Source organism: Synechococcus sp. NB0720_010, from assembly GCF_023078835.1.
In the GTDB taxonomy this organism is placed as follows: Bacteria; Cyanobacteriota; Cyanobacteriia; order PCC-6307; family Cyanobiaceae; genus Vulcanococcus.
Map to the genome: position 1 here is coordinate 2,119,711 of NZ_CP090898.1, position 19,700 is coordinate 2,139,410.

Below are 19,700 nucleotides of genomic sequence, written 5' to 3' on the forward strand. Positions count from 1 at the left end.
CTGTGACCCTTTGGCCCAGCGATTACAGCCAAGCGTGGACCCTGGCTCAGCCCGTGGAGCGCTCCGGTGTGGGCCTCCACAGCGGTGTTCAAGCCAGGGTTCGTCTGGAGCCTGCGGAGCAGCCGGGTTTTTACGTGGGTTGGCTCAACGCCCCTGAGCGTCCCCACGTCCGATTGCAGCCCTCCCAGGTCTGCGAAACCCAGCTCTGCACCGCCCTGCAGCTGGGTGAGCAGCGTCTCGCCACCGTGGAGCATCTGCTGGCTGCCCTGGCCGGTGTCGGGGTGACCTCGGCGCTGATCCTGGTGGATGGCGAGGAGATCCCCCTGCTGGATGGCTCGGCCCAGCCCTGGGTTGAGGCCTTGGCAGAGGCCGGCCTGCGCTGCCTCGGTCCCCGTCCTGAGGCTGCACCTCTGGCCGCACCGATCACCCTGCAGCAGGGCCAAAGTTTTGCCACGGCGCTCCCGAGTGATCGCCTGCGCTTGGGGGCAGCCATCGAGTTCCCCCATCCCGCCATTGGCCGTCAGCTGTTCAACCTCGAACTCACCCCCCAGGCCTTCGTCGAGGAGATCGCCCCGGCCCGCACCTTCGGCTTCAAAGACCAGGTGGATCAGCTGCGGGCTGCGGGCTTGATTCAGGGCGGTGCATTGGATAACGCCCTGGTGTGCGACGGGGAGGGTTGGCTGAATCCCCCGCTGCGCTTTGCCGACGAGCCCGTGCGCCATAAGCTGCTTGACCTATTGGGCGATCTCGCCTTAGCGGGACTGCCTTTGGCCCAAGTGTTTGCCTTCCGTGGCTCCCACGGACTGCACACCGCCTTGGCCGCCGCTCTGGTTTCTTCTCGCTGAGTTCCTTGTCTTCATCCGCCACCCCTTCCGCCCCAGTTCTGACCAGCGAGCAGATCCAGGGGCTGCTGCCCCACCGCTATCCCTTCGCCCTGGTGGACCGGGTGATCGAGCATGAGCCGGGCAAGCGGGCGGTGGCGATCAAGAACGTCACCTTCAACGAGCCTCAGTTCCAGGGTCATTTCCCCGGTCGCCCGCTGATGCCAGGCGTGTTGATCGTCGAGGCCATGGCCCAAGTGGGGGGCTTGATCGTCACCCAGATGCCGGATCTCCCGAAGGGGTTGTTTGTCTTCGCAGGGATTGATGGCGTGCGCTTCCGCCGTCCGGTGGTGCCGGGTGATCAGTTGGTGATGACTTGCGAACTGCTGTCGCTCAAGCGACAACGGTTCGGGAAGGTCAAGGCGGAGGCCACGGTGGACGGACAGCTGGTCTGCTCCGGCGAATTGATGTTCTCCCTGGTCGACTGAATTCCCCCCATGACTCAGGCCGTTATGAACGGGGACAGCACCCGAATCCATCCCACCGCCGTGGTGGATCCCAAGGCCCAGATCGATGCGGGCGTTGAGATCGGCCCCTATGCCGTGGTCGGTCCCGAGGTGTCGATCGGCTCAGGAACGCGCATTGGCCCCCATGTGGTGCTCGACGGTCGCGTCAGCATCGGCAAGGGCAACCGCATCTTCCCGGGGGCCTCGATTGGCGCTGAGCCCCAGGACCTCAAATACAACGGTGCACCCACCGAGGTCGTGATTGGCGATGACAACGCCATCCGCGAATGCGTGACCATCAACCGTGCCACCCATGAGGGAGAGCAGACCCGCATCGGTGATGGCAATTTGCTGATGGCTTACAGCCACCTGGGTCACAACTGCGACCTGGGGAATCGCATCGTGATCGCCAACGGCGTCGCCGTGGCCGGCCATGTGGTGATCGGTGACCGCGCCGTGATTGGAGGCGTGCTGGGCATCCATCAGTTCGTCCACATCGGCACGATGGCGATGGTGGGTGGGATGAGCCGGATCGACCGCGATGTTCCGCCCTTCGCGATCGTTGAGGGCCACCCCGGTCGCCTGCGGGGCTTGAACCGGATTGGCTTGAAGCGCAGTGGTCTGAGCGAGCTGGATGGCGGCGCACAAACCAAGCAACTGCAGCAGGTCTGGGCCCAGCTCTATCGCGGTGATGTGGTGCTGGCTGAGGCGATCAAGGGCGTGCGTGAGCAGAGCCTGTTTCCCCCCGCCGAAACCCTGGTGAGCTTCCTGGAGGCCTCGATTGGCCCCGGTCGCCGAGGTCCCCTGCCCGCCGGGCGTTCATGAGGCGACTGCTGATTAGCACCGGCGAAGTATCCGGTGATCTGCAGGGCGGCCTGTTGGTCAAGGCCCTGCGGGAGGAAGCCCAGGCCCGTGGTCTTGAGCTGGAGCTCTTCGCCCTCGGCGGTGAGCGCATGGCCCAGGCCGGTGCAACGCTCCTTGCGAACACGATGGCGATGGGCGCCATTGGCCTCTGGGAGGCTCTCCCCTTGGTCTTGCCCACCCTGCAGGTGCAGCGCCGGGTCAATGCCTGGTTGCGTCAGTCCCCCCCCGACGGCTTGGTGCTGATCGATTACATGGGGGCCAATGTCAACTTGGGCCTCAAGGTCAAGCGGCTGCTGCCGAAGATCCCGATCCTCTATTACATCGCTCCCCAGGAGTGGGCCTTTCGCGTTGGCGAGGGGGGGACGACCCGGCTGATCGGCTTCACCGATCGGATCCTGGCGATCTTTCCAGAGGAGGCCCGCTTCTACGGCTCCCGCGGGGCCGATGTCACTTGGGTGGGGCACCCCCTGATCGACACCTTGACCCAGCTGCCCAGTCGTGAGGCGGCCCGCACTCAGTTGGGCTTGAAGCCGGATCAACGCCTGTTGCTGCTGCTCCCTGCCTCGCGCCAGCAGGAGTTGCGCTACCTGCTGCCGGACTTAGCCCAGGCGGCCGCTGAGTTGCAGCGGCGCTGCCCGGGGCTGCAGGTGGTGGTGCCGGCGGGTCAGGCCAGTTTTGAGCCGGTCCTGAAGGAGGTCTTGACCCAGGCTGGAGTGCAGGCCCGCGTGATTCCGGCGGCGGAAGCCGATGCCCTGCGTCCGGTCCTCTGTGCGGCAGCGGATCTCGCCATCAATAAATCCGGCACCGTCAACTTGGAGTTGGCCCTGCGGGGGGTGCCCCAGGTGGTGGCCTACCGGGTCAGCCGACCAACGGCTTGGGTGGCCAAGCAGATCCTGCGCTTCAAGGTCGATCACATCTCACCGGTCAATCTGGTGGTGGGTGAGCGCCTGGTCCCGGAGCTTCTGCAGGACGACCTCACCCCCGAGTCTGTGGTGGAAGCAGCCCTGCCGCTGCTGGAGGATCCGTCCGCCCGGGAGCGGGTTGCGCAGGGCTATCGCCGCTTGCGTGAGCTCCTTGGGGAACAGGGCGTCACCCGTCGGGCGGCCGCGGCGATCCTGGATGCCCTGCCAGGGGGGAGTGCGGCATGATCCGGCGCCTCTTGTCCGCCTGCTTGGCCATCGGCCTGCTGCTGCTAGGTCCCTGTGCCTCCGTGCTGGCCGCCACGGAAGAGGCGGTCCTCGCTGGTGGCTGTTTCTGGTGTCTGGAGCACGACCTGGAGGACCTGCCGGGGGTGATCGATGCCGAGAGCGGCTACAGCGGTGGCCATCTGGACAACCCCAGCTACGGGCAGGTCAGCTCTGGCGGCACCGGGCACCAAGAGGTGGTGCGCGTCCGCTTTGATCCCCAGACCATCAGCTACCCCACCCTGCTGCGGTCCTACTGGCGCAATATCGACCCCCTCGATGGTGGCGGGCAGTTCTGTGACCGCGGCGGGTCCTACAAACCGGTGATCTTCACCGAGGGCGAGCAGCAGCTCAGTCAAGCCAAGGCCAGCCTTCAGGCTGCAGCCAAGGAGCTGGGTAAGCCCGCCTCAGCGATCAAGGTGCAGATCAAGCCCCTCAAGCGGTTCTGGCCCGCCGAGGGTTATCACCAGAATTACGCAGTCAACAACGCGATCAAATACAACTACTACCGCTGGGCCTGCGGCCGGGATCGCCGCTTGGATCAGGTCTGGGGATCAAAGGCCCGTAGCGATGCTCCCTGGGTGACTGGACGCTGACCGGAAAGCTGAGGAAAAGCTAAAGAGCCGATTGCGCAAAATTCGGTTTTTTCGAGTGCTGATCCGGTTTTTACGCCTTTTTCCTCCCGGCCGCCCGAATTACCCTTACCTTGTCTCGACTGCAGGTTTTGTATGTATCTGCTGACGATTCGCGATGGTCTCGTGACACGTCATATCGGCCCTTACGCCACTCCGAAGCAGGCTTCGGACGATCTCGATCGCCTGTTGAAGCTCTTTGGTGATCGGGCTCGCTGGCAAATCCACGCCCTGGAAGAGCCGGCTTCCCTTCTTGGGGCGTCCAGCGCTTCAGCCGCCGCCGCTGCCTAGCGGCGCGGTTGGTTCTGTCCTGGGTAGCCCCGCAGCAGTCCGCTTTCCACCATCAGTCCGACGGCGGCCACGATGGCCACGAGGCTGAGGGTTCCGTACCAGAACCAGGGGCCGTGGGGCTGTCCCAGGGCTTGGAGTGTCCGCCGCTGGACGGCCTCGCCAAAGAGACAGAGTCCCGCCGGCAAGAGCAGGACGCCCAGCTGGGCTTTGACGTACCACCGAAGTTTGGGCACCGCCACGCTGCAGGTCTGCCTGAGCCTAGGCGGCTCCCCCGGCCAGGACCCAATTCACCAGGGTGCGAACGCCAAATCCAGTGGCACCGGCGGGATCCAAGCCCCGTCCCTTGTCGCTCCAAACCGTGCCGGCGATATCCATGTGGGCCCAGGGGATGTCCTTGTTGACGAAGTCCTGCAGGAAGAGGGCCGCCGTGATCGAGCCACCGGGGCGCGGGCCGGTGTTCTTCATGTCGGCCAGGCCGCTCTTGAGGCCAGCGCGGTAGGAGGCCCGCAGGGGCATGCGCCAGAGGTTCTCGCCGCCGTCTTCGCCGGCCTGCACTAGGGCCTGGGCCAGGGTGTCGCTGGGGGACCAGAGGCCGGCGATCTCGTCGCCCAAGGCGATCACGCAGGCGCCCGTCAGGGTGGCCAGGTCCACCACCGCGTCAGGCTCCAGCTTGCAGGCGTAGACCAGGGCGTCGGCCAGGGTCAGGCGACCTTCGGCATCGGTGTTGTTGATCTCGATCGTTTTGCCGTTGGAGGCGGTGACGATCGCTCCGGGGTGGATCGCTCCGCCGCTGATCATGTTTTCGCAGGCGGCCACCAGCATGTGGACCTCGATGCCGGCCGGTTTGAGTTCCGCGATGGCTCGCATGGCGCCCAGCACCGCAGCGCTGCCCCCCATGTCGAACTTCATCATGTCGATCTGGGAGCCGGCGGTTTTGAGGTTGTAACCGCCGGAATCGAAGGTCAGGCCCTTGCCGACGAGTACCAATCGCCGCTTGATCTCCCCATCGGGGACATAGGTCAGGTGGATGAACTTCGGTGGCAGGTCCGAGCCCTGGGCCACGGCCAAGTAGGAGCCCATGCCCAGGGCTTCACAGTCGCTGCGCTCCAGCACCTTGAGCTGCAGGCCGAAGTCGCGGGCCATGTCCGTGGCGGTCTGCGCGAGGGCGGCTGGGGTGACCACATTCGGAGGTGCTGCCACCAGTTCGCGGGCCAGCTCGACGCCGCTGCAGAGCGCTTGGCTGCTCGAGGCGGCGCCTTGGCAGGCGCTCAGCTCAGCTGCGGGTAGGCCCAGCAGCTCCACCTGGGCGGGTTGCTTAGCGGGTTCGGCTTCGCCTTTGAAGCGCTGGTCCTTAAAGAGGCTCAGCCGCACGGCCTCAGCCATGGCTGAGGCGGCAGCGATCGGGGCCAGGCCCTCGAGCGGCAGGGCGAGCCCCAGGCTGCTGGCGCCACTGGCGTTGGCTGCTTTGGCGCCCATGGCCGCGGCGTGGCGCAGCTGCTCGAGGTTGAAGTCCGCGGCGGCCCCAAGGCCCACCACCACCAGGGTGCTGGGCTGTTGATCCAGCAGCTCCACCACCAGGCTCTCGCCCGGCTTGGCTTTGAAACGGCGCCGCTCCATGCGCGCCAGCAGGGCTTCGCCAAAGCGGCTCTTCAGCAGCTCACGGCTGCCCTCTCCGGGGGCATCGCTGAAGAGACCCACCACCAGGGCCTCCCCCGTCCAATCGCGGGCGGTGGCACTGCTGCAGCGGATCTCCATGGCCATCTCGAGCTCAATGGGCGCGATGGTAGGGCGATCAGCCCGGCTCGGCCGTGAAGGGGGTGGCCCAGCGGCCGCGGGTTTCCTTGTTAAACGGAGGCAGCCAGTGTCGAATCAAGGCTTGCTCCAGGGCTTGCCGTGCCCGCCGTTCGCTGGGGGCGTCGTGCCAGAAGCGGATGCTCAGCTGGCTCTGGAGGTTGGCCTGCTGCAGCGCCTCGCCATAGGCCGCTAGGTAGCCCTTGCAGTCGTGTTCGCCTTTCCAGCGCCGATCGGCCTGTTTGGTCTCCCCCACATAAAGGAGGAGTGCCCCCTCCAGGTGGGGCGGCCGGTCCACGACGAAATACAGGGCCGCACCATCGGGTTGGCGTTCGGGCCATCGCCAGAACTGCAGATGTTGTGGGGCCAGCTGCAGCGGATCGAGGCGTTGCACAGCCGCCGCACCGAGGCTGCCGCCTCCGAACAGATCCATCTGACCTGGGGGCAGCTGGCTGCCGCTGGCCACCGCCTCAAAGCGGGGGCTCTGGTAATCCAGTAGACGCTGCTGCCAGGCGATCAGCTGATGCTCCTGCAGGGGTAGGGCCTCGCCGCTGATCCCGCCACCGACGGGTGTCGCGCCAAACAGTTCGCCTTGCCGTCCCATTCGCCTAGGCCGAGCGCGGCAGTTCTGGACCGGCGGAACCTTGGCCGAAGCGCACCTTCCCGATCAGCTCCTCCACCACCGACGCCGGCAGTTGCAGTCGCTCCTGTAGCTCCGCAAGGTCCTGGAAGGGGGCCCGTTGCCGCTCGCGCAGCAGCCGTTGGCGCCGCTCCGGGCTCAGTTGGGGCAGTTGGCGCTCGAGCGCCTGGGCCGGGGCGCGGTTGAGGTCGATCAGCAAGGGCGTCACGGCCGTTGGGGCGCCATCGCCGTACCAGCGGAATTGCAGCAGGGGTTCCCAGCTGGCCACCAGTGCAGCGGGGAGGTCCAACAGGCGCTGGAGGTCGTCTGGACCGCTGAGTTGCACCCCACCCTGCTGGAGCCGCAGGAGCAGGTCGACTTGATCGCGCGTGATCTGCGGCAGCCGCAACCAGTCGTTGGCGCTGGCGCGATTGACATCGAGGCGCCAACCCAGGGCCGCCGCGTGCTGGACCTCCTGGGCGTTGGTCAGCCGCAGGTTCGGGTTGTGCTCGAGCTTGAGGGCGAGGAGGTCTTGCTCGACGCTCTCCTCCAGGGGCTGGGGTTCCGGCGCGGCAGGTTGTTGTGCACGCCGCGGCAATTCTCCCGCCGCCTCCAGCAGTCTCCGGGCCAGAGGATCCAACCAGTGGCCTCGGCCCATGGCGGTGTCGGGTGCGGCGGAACCGCCTGACCTTAACGAGGGTCTGGCCACTCGACCAAGCCCAGGCGAATGCCTTGGACCGCGGCCTGAATGCGGCTGTTGGCATTCAGCTTGTGGAAGATGTGCCGGATGTGGTCTTTCACCGTCTCAACCGACAGGTGCAGGCGTTGACCGATGCCCTGGTTCTCGGTCCCGCCGGCCATCAGTTGAAGGATGTCCACCTCCCTGGGGGTCAGCTGCGCCAAGGGGGTGCCCTGGCCCTCGGCAAAGGCTTCGAAGTAGCTCTTGCTCAGGTTCCGGTCGAGGTAGAGCCCGCCGCTCTGCATGGCGCGAATCGCGGCCAGAAAGCTGCCGAAACCCAGGTTGCTCTCCAGGCAGAGCCCATCGCAGTTGGCCTGCAGTGCTTGGTGAATGGCCATCAAGCGCCGGGGCTGGGTGACCACCATCAAGGTGGCGGGCGGCTGGGGCAGGGCTTTGGCTTGGGCCACCAGGCTGCCGCCGTTGCCCTGCTCGAGCCGGTCAGTGCAGATCAGTACATCCGCCTGCCCCTGCTCCAACCTCTGCAATCCCTCGTCTTGGGTGGTCACCGCCCCGACGATCTCGGGCCCCGGCTGCAGGGCGGCAATGAAGAGGGTCAGGGCGAGCCGTGAGCCGCTGCAGACCACCACGCGGGATTGACTGAGCAGCGCGTTGCCTGCGGCCACGTTGCCCCGCACGGCCGCCAGGGAGGGGGTGTAGTCCATCGCGACGCAGGCTGCACTGTTCACTGTGCGCACGGGCCGCGAACTTGGCAGCCCGTTACGCCTATCCGCACTCGTCAGGGCCGCTCAGGCTCGACACAATCGTTGGGCCCGCCCGGCTCAGCCTGATGGCCTTCTTTGAATCCGAGATCGTTCAAGAAGAAGCCAAGCGCCTGTTTGGCGATTACCAGCAACTGATGCAGCTGGGCGGCGAGTACGGCAAGTTCGATCGGGAAGGCAAAAAGCTCTTCATTGAGCGGATGGAGGAGCTAATGGACCGCTACCGCGTGTTCATGAAGCGCTTTGAGCTCTCCGATGACTTCCAGGCCAAGCTCACGGTTGAGCAGCTACGCACCCAGCTCAGCCAGTTCGGGATGACCCCCGATCAGATGTTTGAGCAGATGCAGCGCACCCTGGATCGAATGAAGGGGGAGCTGGACGCCGAAAGCTGATCCCCGTCTGCGTACGATCCGACCCCAGACAGCAGGGCGGACATGGCCAAGGGCGAGTGGGGACTGCCGCAGTGGTTGGAGCGCGGTGTCGCTGACCTGTTCCCCACCGGTACGGAAGCCAGTGATGCCGACCAACAGCTGGCCGCCCGCCTCGCTGAGGCCGAGAAGGCCGGCCGGCCCCTGCGGATCAAGCTCGGCATCGATCCGACCGGCAGTGACATTCACCTGGGCCACTCGATCCTGTTCCGCAAATTGCGGGCCTTCCAGGATGCGGGCCACACGGCTGTGCTGATTATCGGTGACTTCACCGCCCGCATCGGTGACCCCACGGGCAAAAGTGCCACCCGCGTTCAGCTCACGGCTGAGCAGGTCGAGTCCAACGCCCGCACCTATCTCCAGCAGCTCGGCCAGGGCCAGGACCCCGCGCGTGCCCTGCTGGATTTCGAGACCCCGGGCCGCCTGGAGGTGCGCTGCAACAGCGAATGGCTGGCCTCCCTCGATCTACCCAAGGTGATCGAGCTGCTGGGGATCTCCACCGTCGGCCAGATGCTGGCCAAGGAGGACTTCGCCAACCGCTACGGCTCCGGTACTCCGATCTCCCTGCACGAATTTCTCTATCCGCTGCTGCAGGGCTATGACTCGGTGGCCGTGCAGGCCGACCTGGAACTGGGGGGGACGGACCAGAAGTTCAACGTGGCCATGGGCCGCGACCTGCAGCGCCACTTCGGCCAGCGCACGCAGTTCGGGATGCTCCTGCCGATCCTGGCGGGCCTCGACGGCGTTCAGAAGATGAGCAAGAGCCTGGGGAACACCGTCGGTCTGGCCGAAGACCCGCTCTCGATGTACTCCAAGCTCGAGAAGGTGCCCGATGCGGCGGTCGAGGAGTACCTCACCCTGCTGACCAATCTCGATCTGGCGGCCCTGCCGGATAACCCTCGGGAGCGCCAAAAGGCGATGGCCCTGGAGGTGACGCGCCAGCGCCACGGCCAGGCGGCGGCTGATCAGGCTCAGGCCGATGCCGGCAAGCTCGTGGGCGGTGCCAAGGGCAGCGGGGCGGCGGACGCCGAGGTTCCCGAGGCATCCCTGGCAGAGGTGAACTTCCCGGCGAAGGCCTTCTATTTGCTCAGCGCCGTCGGCATCTGCGCCAGCAGCAGTGAGGCGCGCCGCCAAATCCAGGGCGGTGGGGTCAAGCTCGATGGCGAGAAGCTGGCAGATCCCAACCAGGAATTTGCAGGGCCCGATCAGTTGGCCGGCAAGGTGTTGCAGCTGGGCAAGAAGACCTTCCGGCGCCTGGTGGCGGGTTAAACCGCGCTGACCCGGCCCGATTGGATGTCAAAGAAGGCTGGCTGGATCTTGACCTTGCCGCTGGCCTGGGCGTCCGCCAGGACCTGGCTGCGCTTCACCAGCTGCCCGGCGGCGTAGCGGGCGTTGCCCTGAATCGCTTGGGTGAGGTCGTCGTTGGGTTGCAGTGATGCGCGGATCGGCTGCACCAGGTCCTCCAGCAGCGGTGTGAGCGGTTCCGAGCCCATGGCGGCGGCGACGGCACCGCAGCCGCTGTGGCCCATGACGACGATCAAGGGCACCTCAAGGGCGGCCACGGCAAATTCCAGGCTGGCGATGCCGTCGTTGAAGGCGCTGTTGCCGGCCACCCGCACCTGGAAGAGCTCGCCTGAGCCGACGCCAAACATCCACTCCGGTGCCACCCGAGCATCGGCGCAGCTCAGTAGCGCTGCCCAGGGCCGCTGGCCTTGGGCTAAGGCCTGAGGATCGATGTGGCAGCTGGCATCAAAGATGGCCTGCTTGATCTGAATCCGCTCCTGGGGATTGCTGGCTTGGATGCTGCGTTGCCAGGCCTTGCTGAACACCTTGTTGCGCTCGAGCATCCAGGTGAAGGTGTCGCCACTGGGGCTGCAGACCTCGAGCTCCTGGCGCAGCTGCTGGGCTTCTTTGCTCCAGCCCTTACCGATGGCGGTGCTGCCGGCGGCGGCGAGACCCAGGGCCTGCAGGGCATGGCGACGGCTGAGGGGCATTCGAGCGCGGGCGTCTGCCCACAACCTGTGGAGCCCGGGCCCCCTTGGCTTGATTTGGTTGGCTTTTGTGACCTAGAGGCTGCGCAGCACAGCCAGATCTTCCGCATCCAACGGCGTCGGGATCCCGTGCTCCAGCAGGTCAGCGAAGCCACCATCGCGGCTGAGCACTGTGATCAGGTAAACCCTGCCTGGGCCTGGGTTCTCCAGGTCGTGGATCGCATCGCCGGGGACGCTGACAAAGTCCCCACCACTGGCGGTGATGCTGGATTCACCGACGTGGAACACCACGTTCCCCCGCAGAACGAAGAACAGCTCGGCGGCCTGGTGATGGCTGTGGGCGGGGACCCGATCGCAGGGGTCATGCACCTCTAGGAACTGCGTGCAGCCGCCGGCTTCCGGCTTGCTGAGCAGGGCCAGCCGGCAGTGGTCATTGCTGCCCAGCCGAAACCCCTGGAGTTGCTCGGGATGCAGGATCCGCGGACCCATGGGCGAGGCAAGGTGCTGATCCCATGCTGGGTGGCTCCTGGAGAACGCGCCAGGACAATTCGTAGCCTGAGATCTTCATCGAGAGCTGCCTCCCCGTGACCAGGCCTGCCGCTGAGCGGATCATCGTTGCCCTCGATGGCATGGCCCCGGATCAGGCCCTGGCCTTCAGCCGCGGGGTCGAGGGCCTGCGCTGGGTCAAAGTCGGCCTGGAGCTCTTTGTTCAGGCGGGCCCTGAGGTGGTGGCCCAGTTGCGGGAGCAGGGCCTGCGGGTCTTCCTCGACCTGAAGTTCCACGACATCCCCGCCACCATGGCCGGTGCCTGCCGGCGGGCGGCTGGCCTGGGTGCGGAGCTGATCACGGTTCATGCCTGCGCCGGTAGTGAAGCCCTGCAGGCAGCCCAGGCCGCCGCTGCTGAGGGCGCCCAAGCCGCTGGACTGGCCGCTCCGACCCTGCTGGCGGTGACGGTGCTGACCAGTTGGGAGGAGCAGCGGCTGCAGCGGGAATTGGCCATCCGTCAGGACATCGCTGAACGGGTTCCGGCCTTGGCGGCCCTGGCCGCAGGGGCGGGAATTGGCGGTTGCGTCTGTTCTCCGCTGGAGGCCGCCAGCCTGCGGGCCCAGCACCCAGAACCCTTCGCGCTGGTGACCCCAGGGATTCGCCCGAAGGGCAGCGCCGCGGGCGATCAGGCCCGGGTGCTGGGTCCCGCTGAGGCCATCGCTGCTGGAGCCTCCCAGCTGGTGATCGGCCGCCCGATCACCAAGGCTGAGGACCCCACCCTGGCTTTTGCCGCCTGCTGCGCCGAGCTGGCCTAGGCCACTGCCTGCGCCGCCGGGCTGAGCTCGCCGTAGAGCCGCTCCAGCTGGTCGATGTTGCGGGTGAGGGTGTAGCGCTCCAGCGCCCGCTGGCGGGCACGCCGGCCCAGTTCTGCACTAAGGACGGGCTGGTCCCGCAGCACCGGCAGCAGGGTGCGCAGTTGGGTGGTGACCCCTTGGGTGCTGATGACGATGCCGGCCCCGCCCTCGAGCACCTCCCCATCGGCCCCGGCATCGGTGGCGACACAGGCGGTGCCACTGGCCATGGCCTCCAGCAGTGCCAGGGAGAGCCCCTCCACCAGGGAGGGAAGGAGAAAGACCTCCGCGAGCTGCAGGAGCGCCAGCCGCACGGCCTGCTCCGGTTCATGGCCCCACCAGAGGATGCCGGCGTCCTCGCCGTAGTTCTGCATCAGCGATTGGCGCATCGGACCATCGCCCACCACCACGAGCTTGCAGCCGCTGGGCTGGACCAACTTCCAGGCCCGCAGCAGCGCTTCGACGTTCTTCTCCGTGGCGATTCGCCCCATGTAGAGAAAGACCCGCTGGCCACTGAAGCGTTGGCGCAGCTCCTGCAGCCGTTCGGAGGGTGCGGTTGGGTTGCTGGGACTCCAGCGCTGGGGGTCGACCCCGTTGGGGATCACCGCCAGGCGATCCCTGGGGACCCCGAGTCGCATCAACACATCCGCCTGCAGTTCCGAGAAGACCACCACCCGGTCGTACTTGGCCAGGGATGGGGCGTAGAGCTGATAGGTCAGCTGCTGGGTGCCGGCGCTCAGGTTGCGCAGGCTTGCGTCAAAGGGGGGGTGGAAGGTCGCCACCAGCGGCAGGCCCAGCTGCTGGCAGAGATCCGGCAGCCGGAAATCCAGGGGGGAGAGGGTCAAGCTGGCGTGCACCAGATCCGGTTTCAGCCGCTCCAGCGACTCCCGCAGTTCCCGCTGGGCTCCTGGCGAGGGGATCGTGTAAACCTGCGACTTGACCAGATAGGGCAGGGCCACGTCCGGGCTCGCCGTTCCTGGACTGTCGAAGTGGATAAAGCTGATCTCGTGGCCCCGATCCCGTAGGGCCTCGGTGGTGGTCAGGCCGTAGGTGACGTTGCCGCAAAAGGGTGACTTCTTGCCCAACCAGGCGATGTGGGCCACGCAGCGGCTACTCGACCAAGTGCCGAAACTAGCAGCGTTTCCACGGCTGCTCGAGCAGCGCAGCGGCCACCGCCAGCCCCGCCAAGACCCAGAGGACCGGCAGTAGCCCGTAGCGGCTGACGATTGCGCCGGCGAGCACCAGCGGCAGGCTCAAGGCGATGTTGATCAGGTTGTTCTGCAGGCCAAAGACCTTGCCCCGCATCGATTCCGGGGTGTCCTCTTGGATGGTGGTTTGGGCGGGGATGGCCAGCAGGGCGGCCCCCACACCGAGCACTGTGCAGAGGGCGAGGGTAAAGCCGAGGCTGCCGCGCAGTTGGCCGAGCAGCACCAGGCTCCAGGCGATCGTTCCCAGGCCCGCGGAGGCCAGACGGCGGCGGTTGAAGCGATGACCGATCTGGGCGACAGCGACGGCGCCCAGGGCGAGGCCGATGCCACTCATGGCCAGCAGGGTTCCGAATTGCGTGGGTCCCAGCTGACGGATGGCGGAGGCCAGGCTGATCGCTAAGACATAGAGCGCCGCCAGAAGGCTGTAGAGCAGCACCAGTTGCAGCATCGCGCTGCGGACGGTTGGACGCTGCTTGAGCACCTCCAGGCCTTCGGAGATCTCGCGCCAGATGTTCTCGTCGTGGCTGCGCTGCGGCGTTTCCTCGACGCGAATCCAAGCGATCGAGAGGGCAGCCAGGCCGTAGCAGAGGGGCAATAGGGCGAATTCGCCGTTGGCAATGCCCAGGGCACCCAGGCCATATTTCAGACCCCGCAGGATCGGATCACCCAGGGCAAAGCCGACGATGGTGGCGGCCATGCTCGTGGCCTGATAGAGCGAGTTGGCCGCCAGCAGCTGACGCGTGGGCACCAGCATCGGGATCGCAGCCTGCTCTGCCGGTGCAAAAAATTGGGTCAGCACCGACTCCAAAAAGGTGATGACCAGCAGGGCCCAGTAGCCCCAGCTCAGCCCCAGCCAATGGGGTCCATCCAGCAGGCAGAGGGGAGTGAGCAGGGCCAGGCCGGCACGGATGCCATTGCTGGCCACCATGACTTCGCGCTTGCGCCAGCGATCAGCCCAGACCCCAGCCACTAAACCCAGGACCATCGCTGGGATGGTGTTGGCCACATAAATCCCCGTGGCCAGCAGGGTGATCCACTGGGCCCGGCCCTCGATGCTGAGGTTGAACGCACCGGCGGCCTCCACCAGCGCACCGCCCTCGGGTGGTGTTGCCCCCGCCCAGTACTGGGCGATGAGGAACACCATCAACACGATGTAGAACTTGTCCGCCAGCTGGCTGAAGATCTGCCCAAGCCAGAGCTTGCGGAATTCGGGCAGGGCCAAAACCCCCTGGAGCCCTGTGTTGTCACCTGGAGACCGCGGGTCTTCGCTCACGTTCTTCAGGACCTCCCGGCTACCGATGATGCCCCATCGTCGAAGCACTGCCTCAGCATTCGCCAGGACCGGGCGCTGCGGTTGAGGTGTTCTCGGCACCAGAGCTCCAGCAGCTGCAGCAACCGGAGCCAGACCGACTCCGGTCCCATCAGCGTTCCATCCCGCTTGCGCGGCAACGCCGGCCGCAGCAGCCGCTGCAACAGGGCCAGCTCGGAGGCGTTCAGCATCATCTGGGCGCCGGGCACAGCGCCGATCACGAAGCCCTCACTGGGCAGCAGGCTGCAGCGCCAGTCCCAATTCCCCAGGGGCGGATCCAGGGGCTCCCCGCTGCGGCAGCACTCCGCCAGGGGCAGGGCGTAGCCCCCCAGGGCCAACAGGTGGGTGAGGCCCTGAACACTGATGGCCAGGGCTTCCATGCTGTCTTGCTTCTCCTTGACCACCAACTCCAGGCGGGCGAGCTGCACCAGCAGGTCCTCTAGTAGACCCTCGATCGCATCGCCACTGGGCACCAGCAGCAGAGCTACCTCGGCCAATCCCTGGGCGGCGGCCAGGGTCTCCAGCCGCTCCGCCAGGTGGGAGAAGTTGCGCAGCACCCGCAGTTGGCGCACACGCTTCAGGCCGCTTCGGCCCCCCACCTGCAGGCTGAGGACCGCCAGGGGCACAGCGGCGGCCAGGGAACTCTTGGGCTTGCGGGCGCCGGGGGCCGCCAGTCGGATCAGGCCCTCCTCATTGCTGAGGACCGTGATCAGACGGTCGCTTTCGCCCAGGGGACTGCTGCGCAGCACCAGCCCCTCAAGCCGTTGCTCTGGGCTCACGCTGACTTGGCCCGCAGGGCCTCCATCAGGGCCACCCCCCGGCTGGTCCCCAGCCGGCTGGCCCCGGCTTCGACGAGGCCGTAGGCCTGCTCGAGTCCGCTGATGCCACCGGAGGCTTTGATCGCGGCCCGGCCACGGGCCAGTTGCCGCAGCTGTTTGACCTGCTCAAGGCTGGCCGCCGGGCCAAAGCCGCTGCCGGTCTTGAGCATGCTTGCGCCGACATCGATGCTGGCCTCGACGGCCCACTCCAGAACCTCGGGCGACAGCCGTCCCACCTCCAGGATCACCTTGAAGGGCAGCCCCAATTCGGCGATCGGGGCAAGGTCCTCGCAGAACTGACTGCTGTTGCCGTCGGCCAGGGCCCCGAAGTCCGGCACCACATCGAGTTCGTCGGCACCGGCGGCAGCGGCCCATTCGGCCTCTTGGCGCTTGATCTCGGCGGGAATCGCGCCGAAGGGGAAGCCGATCACACTGATCAGCTTCGGGCCCCGCCCGCCGCTTGGACCGAGCCGCTCCCTGGCGAGATCCAGCCAGCGGGAGGCCAGGCAGACCCCTGCAAAGCCGAAGTGTTTGGCCTCATCGCAGCAGCGGAGGATGGCCTCCTGGCCCTGGTGGGGATCCAACAGGGCGTGATCGATCAGGGGAGCGAGATCGGGCAGGTCGCGCACAGTTGCGTTCAGTCCTTGGCCTGGATGACGCCAAATCCTCCATGGTTGCGGCGGTAGACCACCTGCAGCTCATCGCTGCCGGCGTCGCGGAAGAGATAGAAGTCGTGGTCGATCAACTCCAGTTGATGCAGGGCCTCCTCGAGGCTCATCGCCGGCATCGAGAAGTACTTGCGGCGCACCCCGCGGCTGGGAAGACCGGCTTCCTTGCCGTCCAGCAGAGATCCGCTGACGCTGTCATCGCCGGCCATCTCCACCACGCTGGGGGTCTCGCTGGCGTGGTGGCCATGGCTGTGGTGGTGGTCGCCGTGGCGGTCCTTGTAGCGGCGCAGCTGCCGCGTCAACTTCCCGGCCACCAGATCGATGCTGGCGTAGAGGTTTTCGCTGCGTTCCTGGGCGCGGATGACGGTGCCGTTGGCGAAGACCGTCACCTCGGCGGTCTGTTGCGGAACCCGGGGATTGCGGGCTACCGAGAGATGCACGTCCGCCTCTTTCACCATCCCGTCGAAATGACTGGTCGCGCGCTTGAGCTTCTCTTCGGTGTACTCGCGGATGGCTGGAGTGACCTCCAGATTGCGGCCATGAATCACGAGCTTCATCCCTTGCCTCCTCGGCGGTGGACCCGCTTAAACGCTAGGAACGGTCAGTGAGTTCAACCACGGCCTCGCCCACCCGCGACGCAATCTGTTTCGAGCCCACCGGCTGCGTTCCCTTCGCGCTGGCCTGGGATTGGCAGCAGCAGTTGCAACGGCGTCTGCTGGAGGACCCCGATGGGCCGGAGGCAGTGCTGCTGCTGGAGCATGAGCCCTGTTACACCCTCGGTCGCGGGGCCGACCCGGGGTTTCTGGGCTTTGATCCAGCCGATCCCCCCGCGCCGCTGTTTCGGATCGACCGTGGCGGTGAGGTGACCCACCACTGCCCAGGGCAGTTGGTGCTGTATCCCGTGCTCAACCTGCAGCGCCATGGCGCTGATCTGCACCTCTATCTGCGGGAGTTGGAAGGGGTGGTGATCGATCTGTTGGCGGAGCTGGGCCTGGAGGCCGGCCGCCTGGAGGGGCTCACAGGGGTTTGGCTGGAGGGCCGCAAGCTGGCCGCCATTGGGGTCGGTGCCCGCCGCTGGATCAGCCAGCACGGCTTGGCCTTGAACGTGGAGGCGGACCTCGCCGGTTTTGCCGAAGTCGTGCCCTGCGGGATTGCGAACCGGGAGGTTGGGCGGCTGGTGGATTGGCGGCCGGAGCTCTCGGCGGCGGCGCTGCGGCCACGGCTGCTGGAGACCTTCGCGCGTCGCTTTGGTTTGCAGTTGCGAGCCCCAACCCTGCAGGAGCAGCTCCAGGGGTGGTAAGACCGGGGCCAACTGACTGATATCCCCCATGCCGCTCGCCAAGATCAGCTGGACTGGCAGCCGCCAAGATCAGCGCGCCTTGGCCGAGAGGCACGACTGGAGTGCACTCCGCGGCCTTGAGCAGCTCTGGGGGCAGCTGGCTGAACGCCACGGCGATGCGCCTGCCCTCGAGGCTCCCCATGCCAAGCCGCCGGAGCAGCTGAGCTTCCGCGCCCTGCATCAACAGATCGAGCAGGCTGCGGCAGGGTTTGCGGCTCTCGGGGTCCGGCCGGGGGAGGTGGTGGGGTTGTTTTCGGAAAACTGCCCCCGCTGGCTGGTGGCGGACCAGGGTCTGATGCGTCTGGGGGCTGCGGATGCGGTTCGCGGCAGCGCGGCCCCCGTGGATGAGCTGCGCTACATCGCGGGCGACTGCGGCGCGGTGGCGCTGGTGCTGGAGTCCGCAGAGCTGCTGCAGCGTTTGAAGCTCAGCAGTGAGCTCCTCGGGCAGTTGCGCTTTGTGGTGCTGCTGCAGGGGGACCGCGGTTCGGTGGTGCCGGTGGTTCCCTGCTTCACCTGGGATGAGCTGATGGCCAAGGGGGTGAGCAGCCCCGCTCCTGCCTGGCCTGAAGGGGGAGAGGAGCGCCTGGCCACCGTGCTCTACACCTCGGGCACCACGGGCCGGCCGAAGGGCGTTCCCCTGAGCCACGCCAACTTGCTGCAGCAGTTGCGCAGCCTCGGTGTGGCGGTGGCGCCGCGCCCGGGCGATCGGGTCCTGAGCGTTCTGCCGATCTGGCACGCCTATGAGCGCAGCGCGGAGTACTTCCTGCTCTCCTGCGGCTGCCAGCAGACCTACACGACGCTCAAGCAACTGCGTCCGGATCTGCAGCGGGTTCGCCCCCACTATCTGATCAGTGTTCCCCGGCTCTGGGAAGCCCTGCTGAGCGGCTTTGAAGATGCCCTGAGCGCCATGCCGGCGAGCCGCGCCAAGCTGCTGCGCTCGGCCCTGAAGGTCAGCCGCTTCCACTGCCTCTCGAGGCGGGTGGCGGCGGATCGCACCTTGATCCGTGAGCGCAAGCGCCGTCGTCTGACCGCCGCCGCCGGGGCGCTGCTGAGTTGGCCCCTGCATGGGTTGGCCGAGCAGCTGTTCTGGCCAAAGGTCCGCGCTCAGCTGATCGGAGGGCGCCTGCGCACGGCCATCAGCGGCGGCGGTGCCTTGGCGATCCACGTCGATGGTTTCTTTGAGGCCATCGGTATTGAGCTGCTGGTGGGCTACGGCCTGACCGAAACCAGCCCGGTCTTGACCTGCCGTCGCCGCTGGAACAACCGCCGCGGCAGCTCCGGCCAACCGCTGGCGGGCACCTCCATCAAGATCACCGATCCCGAGACCGGGGCGGTGCTGGCCATCGGCGAGCGGGGCAAGGTCTTGGCCAAGGGCGCCCAGGTGATGGGCGGCTACCTGGGCAAGCCAGAGGCCACCGCCAAGGTGCTCGATGCCGAGGGCTGGTTTGACACCGGTGACCTGGGCCACCTGCTTGCCGACGGCACCTTGGTGCTGACCGGCCGCGCCAAGGACACGATCGTCCTGAGCAGCGGCGAGAACATCGAGCCGGGCCCCCTGGAGGAGTGCCTGGTGGCCTGCTCCCTGGTGGAGCAGGTGATGCTGGTGGGGCAGGACCGCAAGGCCCTGGGCGCCTTGGTGGTGCCGAAGCTGGAGAATCTGGAGGCCTTCGCGGCCGAGCAGGGGATGTCGGCCGCTGATCCGGCGCTGCTCAAGGCCCTGACCAGCCGCCTGAATCGCCGCCTGCAGTCCCGGGTGGGCGCCCGCCCGGATGAACGGCTGGCGGGGGTGGCCCTGGTGGAGGCCTTCAGCATCGACAACGGCTTGCTGACCCAAACCCTCAAGCAAAAGCGCGATCGCATCGCCGATCGCGATGCCCAAGCGATTGAGGCGATCTACGGGCGCTAGGGCCGGGAACCCGCCCGAGCCGGGCGTTGTCGGCCTCGCTCGCCCCTGACAGGCTGGGCGCCGCGAATCCCCCTCCCATGGCCGACGGTTCCCTCTCCGTGAAGCGCTCCATCACCGTTCGCGCGGTGGTTACGCCCCGTTGGAAGGAGGACGCCGAGCGCGAGATCAGCGCGGCCATCGCCAATAGCGACGCCCAGCTGGGGCAGCTCGAGCAGGAAGGGCAGCAGCTGGTGGACGCGATCCGCAGCCAGAGCGCCAACCCCCTGGATCCCCGCGTCCAGGAGCAGGTGGGTTCTGTGCAGGAGCAGGTGGCGGCCAAGCGCGCCGAGCTTGAGGAGCAGAAGCGTCAGCTGCTCGAGCAGCAGCGCCAGGTCCGCGACCTGGAGATGGAGCAGATCGTTGAGCAGGGCCAGCTCGACAGCTTCACCGACGTCAAGGTGGGCGACAACCTCGTGGAGAAGCTCCAGGTGGCTGTGGTTGTGCGCGATGGGGTGATCGAGTCGATCGAGGGAGCCCTCTGAGTCGCCACT

Annotated in this window: 24 protein-coding genes; 12 read left to right on the forward strand and 12 right to left on the reverse strand. The window is 66.8% G+C overall.

Annotation, left to right across the window (positions count from 1 at the left end; genetic code table 11):
* The first annotated feature begins 2 nt into the window (after positions 1 to 2).
* The 6 genes from lpxC to LY254_RS11165 all read left to right on the forward strand — a co-directional run bounded on the left by lpxC (position 3) and on the right by LY254_RS11165 (position 4,298).
* Entirely contained in the window at positions 3 to 845 is an 843-nt protein-coding gene (lpxC, locus tag LY254_RS11140; RefSeq protein WP_247477187.1) for a UDP-3-O-acyl-N-acetylglucosamine deacetylase, read from the forward strand.
* A gap of 5 nt (positions 846 to 850) precedes the next feature.
* A complete protein-coding gene (gene fabZ, locus LY254_RS11145; protein ID WP_255439364.1) occupies positions 851 to 1,309 on the forward strand; it encodes a 3-hydroxyacyl-ACP dehydratase FabZ in 459 nt (152 codons plus the stop codon).
* 9 nt (positions 1,310 to 1,318) lie between these two features.
* Positions 1,319 to 2,152 (forward strand): acyl-ACP--UDP-N-acetylglucosamine O-acyltransferase, encoded by an 834-nt coding sequence (gene lpxA / locus LY254_RS11150; RefSeq protein ID WP_029626156.1) that lies wholly within the window; start codon positions 1,319 to 1,321, stop codon positions 2,150 to 2,152.
* Positions 2,149 to 3,339, forward strand: coding sequence for a lipid-A-disaccharide synthase (gene lpxB, locus LY254_RS11155; protein ID WP_247477188.1), 1,191 nt, complete (start codon positions 2,149 to 2,151; stop codon positions 3,337 to 3,339). The genes lpxA and lpxB overlap by 4 nt, the downstream gene beginning before the upstream one ends.
* Positions 3,336 to 3,971 (forward strand): peptide-methionine (S)-S-oxide reductase MsrA, encoded by a 636-nt coding sequence (gene msrA, locus LY254_RS11160; RefSeq protein ID WP_247477189.1) that lies wholly within the window; start codon positions 3,336 to 3,338, stop codon positions 3,969 to 3,971. The genes lpxB and msrA overlap by 4 nt, the downstream gene beginning before the upstream one ends.
* Positions 3,972 to 4,103: 132 nt before the next feature.
* Positions 4,104 to 4,298 (forward strand): hypothetical protein, encoded by a 195-nt coding sequence (locus tag LY254_RS11165; RefSeq protein ID WP_010315443.1) that lies wholly within the window; start codon positions 4,104 to 4,106, stop codon positions 4,296 to 4,298.
* Here LY254_RS11165 and LY254_RS11170 read toward each other — a convergent pair.
* Genes LY254_RS11170 through LY254_RS11190 form a run of 5 tightly spaced genes read right to left on the reverse strand, consistent with a single transcriptional unit; the run spans position 4,295 to position 8,109 of the window.
* Positions 4,295 to 4,537, reverse strand: a complete 243-nt coding sequence (locus tag LY254_RS11170) for a hypothetical protein (RefSeq protein ID WP_029626157.1) — start codon at positions 4,535 to 4,537, stop codon at positions 4,295 to 4,297. The genes LY254_RS11165 and LY254_RS11170 overlap by 4 nt on opposite strands.
* A gap of 19 nt (positions 4,538 to 4,556) precedes the next feature.
* Entirely contained in the window at positions 4,557 to 6,053 is a 1,497-nt protein-coding gene (locus LY254_RS11175) for a leucyl aminopeptidase (RefSeq protein WP_247479883.1), read from the reverse strand.
* A 37-nt stretch (positions 6,054 to 6,090) separates the two neighbouring features.
* Positions 6,091 to 6,693, reverse strand: a complete 603-nt coding sequence (locus tag LY254_RS11180) for a GIY-YIG nuclease family protein (protein WP_247477190.1) — start codon at positions 6,691 to 6,693, stop codon at positions 6,091 to 6,093.
* 4 nt (positions 6,694 to 6,697) lie between these two features.
* On the reverse strand, positions 6,698 to 7,366 hold the full coding sequence (locus LY254_RS11185; RefSeq protein ID WP_247477191.1) for a type II secretion system protein GspK: 669 nt from the start codon (positions 7,364 to 7,366) through the stop codon (positions 6,698 to 6,700).
* A gap of 32 nt (positions 7,367 to 7,398) precedes the next feature.
* A complete protein-coding gene (locus LY254_RS11190; protein WP_247477192.1) occupies positions 7,399 to 8,109 on the reverse strand; it encodes a response regulator transcription factor in 711 nt (236 codons plus the stop codon).
* 125 nt (positions 8,110 to 8,234) lie between these two features.
* On the opposite strand from LY254_RS11190, the gene LY254_RS11195 reads away from it, so the two are divergent.
* On the forward strand, positions 8,235 to 8,558 hold the full coding sequence (locus LY254_RS11195; RefSeq protein WP_010315455.1) for a DUF1825 family protein: 324 nt from the start codon (positions 8,235 to 8,237) through the stop codon (positions 8,556 to 8,558).
* Positions 8,559 to 8,600: 42 nt separating this feature from the next.
* On the forward strand, positions 8,601 to 9,863 hold the full coding sequence (tyrS, locus tag LY254_RS11200; RefSeq protein ID WP_247477194.1) for a tyrosine--tRNA ligase: 1,263 nt from the start codon (positions 8,601 to 8,603) through the stop codon (positions 9,861 to 9,863).
* Here tyrS and LY254_RS11205 read toward each other — a convergent pair.
* Both LY254_RS11205 and LY254_RS11210 read right to left on the reverse strand, forming a co-directional pair.
* Positions 9,860 to 10,588 (reverse strand): carbonic anhydrase, encoded by a 729-nt coding sequence (locus tag LY254_RS11205; protein WP_247477196.1) that lies wholly within the window; start codon positions 10,586 to 10,588, stop codon positions 9,860 to 9,862. The genes tyrS and LY254_RS11205 overlap by 4 nt on opposite strands.
* Positions 10,589 to 10,660: 72 nt before the next feature.
* Entirely contained in the window at positions 10,661 to 11,074 is a 414-nt protein-coding gene (locus LY254_RS11210) for a cupin domain-containing protein (RefSeq protein ID WP_247477198.1), read from the reverse strand.
* A 140-nt stretch (positions 11,075 to 11,214) separates the two neighbouring features.
* Between LY254_RS11210 and pyrF the strand changes: the two genes are divergently transcribed.
* Entirely contained in the window at positions 11,215 to 11,886 is a 672-nt protein-coding gene (gene pyrF, locus LY254_RS11215; protein WP_247479885.1) for an orotidine-5'-phosphate decarboxylase, read from the forward strand.
* Here pyrF and LY254_RS11220 read toward each other — a convergent pair.
* From LY254_RS11220 to hpf, 5 genes are read right to left on the reverse strand one after another with little or no spacing between them, the layout of a single operon-like run.
* A complete protein-coding gene (locus LY254_RS11220; RefSeq protein WP_247477200.1) occupies positions 11,883 to 13,025 on the reverse strand; it encodes a glycosyltransferase family 4 protein in 1,143 nt (380 codons plus the stop codon). The two genes, pyrF and LY254_RS11220, sit on opposite strands and share 4 nt — an antisense overlap.
* Before the next feature lie 28 nt (positions 13,026 to 13,053).
* Positions 13,054 to 14,403: an MFS transporter gene (locus LY254_RS11225; protein ID WP_247479886.1), complete on the reverse strand. Its 1,350-nt coding sequence runs from the start codon at positions 14,401 to 14,403 to the stop codon at positions 13,054 to 13,056.
* A gap of 5 nt (positions 14,404 to 14,408) precedes the next feature.
* On the reverse strand, positions 14,409 to 15,218 hold the full coding sequence (gene recO, locus LY254_RS11230; protein ID WP_247477203.1) for a DNA repair protein RecO: 810 nt from the start codon (positions 15,216 to 15,218) through the stop codon (positions 14,409 to 14,411).
* Positions 15,215 to 15,886 carry a deoxyribose-phosphate aldolase gene (deoC, locus tag LY254_RS11235; protein WP_247477204.1) on the reverse strand — a complete coding sequence of 224 codons (672 nt, stop codon included), beginning with the start codon at positions 15,884 to 15,886 and terminating at the stop codon, positions 15,215 to 15,217. The genes recO and deoC overlap by 4 nt, the downstream gene beginning before the upstream one ends.
* Before the next feature lie 8 nt (positions 15,887 to 15,894).
* Positions 15,895 to 16,482, reverse strand: coding sequence for a ribosome hibernation-promoting factor, HPF/YfiA family (gene hpf, locus LY254_RS11240; protein ID WP_010315472.1), 588 nt, complete (start codon positions 16,480 to 16,482; stop codon positions 15,895 to 15,897).
* A gap of 47 nt (positions 16,483 to 16,529) precedes the next feature.
* Between hpf and lipB the strand changes: the two genes are divergently transcribed.
* The 3 genes from lipB (at position 16,530) to LY254_RS11255 (ending at position 19,691) form a co-directional block, all read left to right on the forward strand.
* Positions 16,530 to 17,225 (forward strand): lipoyl(octanoyl) transferase LipB, encoded by a 696-nt coding sequence (gene lipB / locus LY254_RS11245; RefSeq protein WP_371820465.1) that lies wholly within the window; start codon positions 16,530 to 16,532, stop codon positions 17,223 to 17,225.
* A gap of 28 nt (positions 17,226 to 17,253) precedes the next feature.
* Entirely contained in the window at positions 17,254 to 19,170 is a 1,917-nt protein-coding gene (locus LY254_RS11250) for an AMP-binding protein (protein WP_247477205.1), read from the forward strand.
* 77 nt (positions 19,171 to 19,247) lie between these two features.
* A complete protein-coding gene (locus LY254_RS11255) occupies positions 19,248 to 19,691 on the forward strand; it encodes a YlqD family protein (protein WP_247477206.1) in 444 nt (147 codons plus the stop codon).
* Positions 19,692 to 19,700 lie beyond the last annotated feature (9 nt).